This is a genomic window from Pseudokineococcus marinus (genome assembly GCF_013004605.1).
GTDB classification, from domain to species: domain Bacteria; phylum Actinomycetota; class Actinomycetes; order Actinomycetales; family Quadrisphaeraceae; genus Pseudokineococcus; species Pseudokineococcus marinus.
The window spans coordinates 1-3352 of sequence record NZ_JABEMA010000317.1; the positions used below are offsets into that span (position 1 = coordinate 1).

Consider the following 3352-nt stretch of genomic DNA (forward strand, 5'->3'; position numbering starts at 1 on the left):
GGGGGCGACGGACCAGGCGCACCGCGCCGGACGCCCCCGGGCGCCCGCGCCCCGCCGGCGCCGACCCGCTGCGCTGCTCGTCCACCACGTCGCCACCCAAGCACGCGCCCCCGACAGCGGGGGCGACCTCGGGACGCGCCCGCCACCGCCGCGCCGCCCGGCGGTGGCGGGGCGGGCGGACCTCAGCCCGCGGCGCCGTCCCACCCCGCGGCGTCCCAGCGGGCCCGCTCGAGGTCCACGGCACCGCCCGGGCGCCGGGGCGTGCCCTCGCGCTCGTGCTCGCGGGCCGCCCGCGGGACGAGGAGGTCGTGCAGGGTGCCGTCGGCGCGGACCACGCGCCACCAGGCCACCTCGGCGCCGTGGAGCGCCATCGTGCGCCCCACCGACCGCGCGGCGCCGCTCCCGAGCAGCTCCGCCACGTCGCCGTAGGTGAGGACGCGCCCCGGCGGCACCTGCTCGACGAGGTCGAGGACGGCGCGCGTCCACTCCTCCCCCCGCAGCCGGCGCCCCGCCGGCCGCCGGGCCGCGCCGTCCGCCGGCGGGCCGACCACCTACCGCTCCAGCCAGGCGGTGACGCCGCCGCGCAGGTGCAGCACCCGCGCGAAGCCGGCGTCCTGCAGCTGCTCGGCCGCCAGCAGGGACCGCACGCCCGTGGAGCACACGACGACCACGGGCGCCCCCGCGTCCAGGTCGGCCAGCGCGCCGCCCTCCTCCAGGGCCGCCGGCCGCCGGCCCGGCGCGGCGAGCACCTCGTGCAGGTCGACGCGGACGCCGCCGGGCACGGGCGCGGCGGCCCGCTCGGCCTCGCCGCGGACGTCCACCACGGCCGCGCCCGAGGCCAGGAGGGCGTCGAGGTCCTCGGGGGCGACCTCGGGGACGCCGGGGCGGTCGGCGGCGACGACCTGCCCGTGGTCGCCGCGCCGCCGCCCCTCCTCGGGAGCCGCGGCCGCGGCGGCGTCGCGACCGCCCGCCCGCAGGGGCAGCTCCCGCCACGACATCGCCAGGGCGTCGAGCACGACGACGCGCCCCACGAGGGGGCGGCCCGTGCCGGTGATGAGCTTGACGGCCTCGGCCGCCATGACCGAGCCCACGACGCCGCAGACCGCCCCGAGCACCCCCGCCTCCTGGCAGGAGGCGACGGAGTCCGGCGGCGGGGACGCGGGGAACAGGTCGCGGTACGTGGGACCGCGGCCGGGCCAGAAGACGCTGACCTGGCCGTCCCAGCGCAGCACCGACCCCCACACCTCCGGCACGCCGGCCGCCGCGCAGGCGTCGGCGACGAGGTAGCGGGTCGGGAAGTTGTCGGCGCCGTCGACGACGAGGTCGTACCCGCGCACGAGCTCGGCCGCCTCGTCGGGGTCCGCCAACCGGCGCCCGTGCTCGACGACCCCCACGCCCGGGTCGAGGGCGCGGACGGCGTCCGCGGCGCTCGCCGTCTTGGGCCGCCCGACGTCCGCCGCCCCGTGGAGCACCTGGCGCTGGAGGTTGGAGGTGCTGACGACGTCGTCGTCGACGACGCCGAGCGTCCCGACGCCCGCGGCCGCGAGGTAGCTCACGACGGGAGAGCCGAGGCCGCCCGCCCCGACGACGAGCACCCGCGCCGCGGCGAGGCGCCGCTGGCCCTCCTCCCCCAGCTCGGCGAGCACGAGGTGGCGGGCCGCCCGCCGGCGGCGCTCGGCGTCGAGCGGCGGGCCGGGCGCGACGAGCGGCGGGAGGGCCCCGGTCGTCGCGCTCACGGGTGCGGCCACGGCTGGGGCGTGCACCCGTCCAGCCCCTTCGTCTGCTGGAGCATGACGGGCGCCGGCTCGCCCGGGCCGGCGCACGGCTCGTGGCCGTGACCGAGGAAGTGGCCGATCTCGTGGGAGACGAGGTAGCGCCGGTAGCCCTCCCGGTCCTCGCCGTACGCCTCGGCGCCGCCCGCCCAGCGGTACCACGTGAGGACCGCGCGCTCGCCGTTCCGGCACGACAGCACCCCGCCCGTCCGCAGGGGGGCGCACAGCTCGTCGGTGAGGCGGGGGCTCGCGAGGACGACCGTGACGTCGGCCGCGGGCGAGCCGGCCGCGTCGTCGGTGCGGGCGAAGGCCCAGCCGTCGGGACCCCAGCCGCGGGGGTCCTGCAGCACGTCCATGACGGTGCCCGCGACCGCGGCCCCGTCGGCCGGCAGGCCCTCCTCGACCTGGACGCGCACCTGCACCACCCGCACGTCCCCGCCGCCCTCGTGCGGGGCCGCGGGCGCGGTGCCAGACACGGTGACGAGCCGGCCCGTCCCCGCGTCGGGCACCTCCGCCGATAGCACCCCCGCGCGCTCGTCGGCCCCCGCCGGGCGCACCTCCTCCGCAGGGACGTCGGGCCGGGCGTCCGGCGGGGCCTCGCCGTCCGGGCCGCCGGTCGCGCCGGCCACCCCCGCGCCGGTCGCCGGGGGCGTGGAGGACGTCGGCGGCGCGGAGGACGCCGGGGCCGTCGAGGCCGCCGTCCCGGGGTCGCCCGGGTCCTGGTCGCCGCCCCCCGCGAGGACCAGCGCCGTGCCGAGCGCCAGGACGCCGACGCCGCCGGCGAGCACCTGGCGGCGGCGGCGGACGACCCTCCTGCTCACCACCCGGCGCAGCCTACGATCGGCGGCTGCCGGGGCCGGGCAGGCCCGCCGACGAGCGCACCGACCGACGACGCCCGCCCCGAGGAGGAGCCGTGGACCGCCTCCCGGACCAGGACGACCCGGACGGCGCCGGGGGCGCGGCGGCGGCCGGTCCCGCGACGGCCCCGGCACGCCTCGGTCGTGCCGACCGGCGCGCGCAGCTGCTGCGCGCCGCCCAGCGGGTCTTCGCCCGGGCCGGCTACCACGGCAGCGGCATGGACGCGATCGCCGAGCGCGCCGGCATCACCAAGCCGGTGCTCTACCGGCACTTCCCCGGCAAGCGGGACCTCTACCTCGCCGTCGTCGACCGGGCCTGCGCCGACCTCGAGGCCGCGGTGCGCGCGGCCCTGGCCGGGACGGACGACAACCGGGTGCGCGTCGCGGCGACGATCGGCGCCTACTTCGCCTTCGTCGACGAGGACGACGGCGCGCGCCTCGTCTTCGAGTCCGACCTCACGAGCGACCCCGCGGTGCGCGAGCGGCTCGACGCGCTCGAGTCCTCGTGCGCCGCCGCCATCGCCGACGTCGTCGCCGCCGACACCGGCCTGCCGCGCGCCAGCGCCCACGTGCTCTCCGTCGCGCTGGCCGGCAGCGCGCAGGTCGCCGCGCGCTCGTGGGTGGCCGCCGGGCGCGAGGTGCCGCGCGAGGAGGCCGCCGCGCTCATCTCCTCCCTCGTGTGGCGCGGCCTGCGGGGCCTGCCCCGCCAGGAGCGCTGAGGAC

General features: G+C 80.7%; 4 protein-coding genes. 1 reads left to right on the plus strand and 3 read right to left on the minus strand.

Annotation, left to right across the window (positions count from 1 at the left end):
- Positions 1 to 182: 182 nt before the first annotated feature.
- Genes HLB09_RS14685 through HLB09_RS14695 form a run of 3 tightly spaced genes read right to left on the minus strand, consistent with a single transcriptional unit; the run spans position 183 to position 2596 of the window.
- Complete coding sequence (locus tag HLB09_RS14685) at positions 183 to 551, minus strand: MGMT family protein (protein ID WP_171204076.1); 369 nt, start codon at positions 549 to 551, stop codon at positions 183 to 185.
- Positions 552 to 1736: a molybdopterin-synthase adenylyltransferase MoeB gene (gene moeB / locus HLB09_RS20150; RefSeq protein ID WP_171204077.1), complete on the minus strand. Its 1185-nt coding sequence runs from the start codon at positions 1734 to 1736 to the stop codon at positions 552 to 554.
- Complete coding sequence (locus HLB09_RS14695; RefSeq protein WP_171204078.1) at positions 1733 to 2596, minus strand: DUF3152 domain-containing protein; 864 nt, start codon at positions 2594 to 2596, stop codon at positions 1733 to 1735. The genes moeB and HLB09_RS14695 overlap by 4 nt, the downstream gene beginning before the upstream one ends.
- 89 nt (positions 2597 to 2685) lie before the next feature.
- Here HLB09_RS14695 and HLB09_RS14700 point away from each other — a divergent pair, with 89 nt between their 5' ends.
- On the plus strand, positions 2686 to 3348 hold the full coding sequence (locus HLB09_RS14700) for a TetR/AcrR family transcriptional regulator (protein WP_171204079.1): 663 nt from the start codon (positions 2686 to 2688) through the stop codon (positions 3346 to 3348).
- Positions 3349 to 3352: the final 4 nt, after the last annotated feature.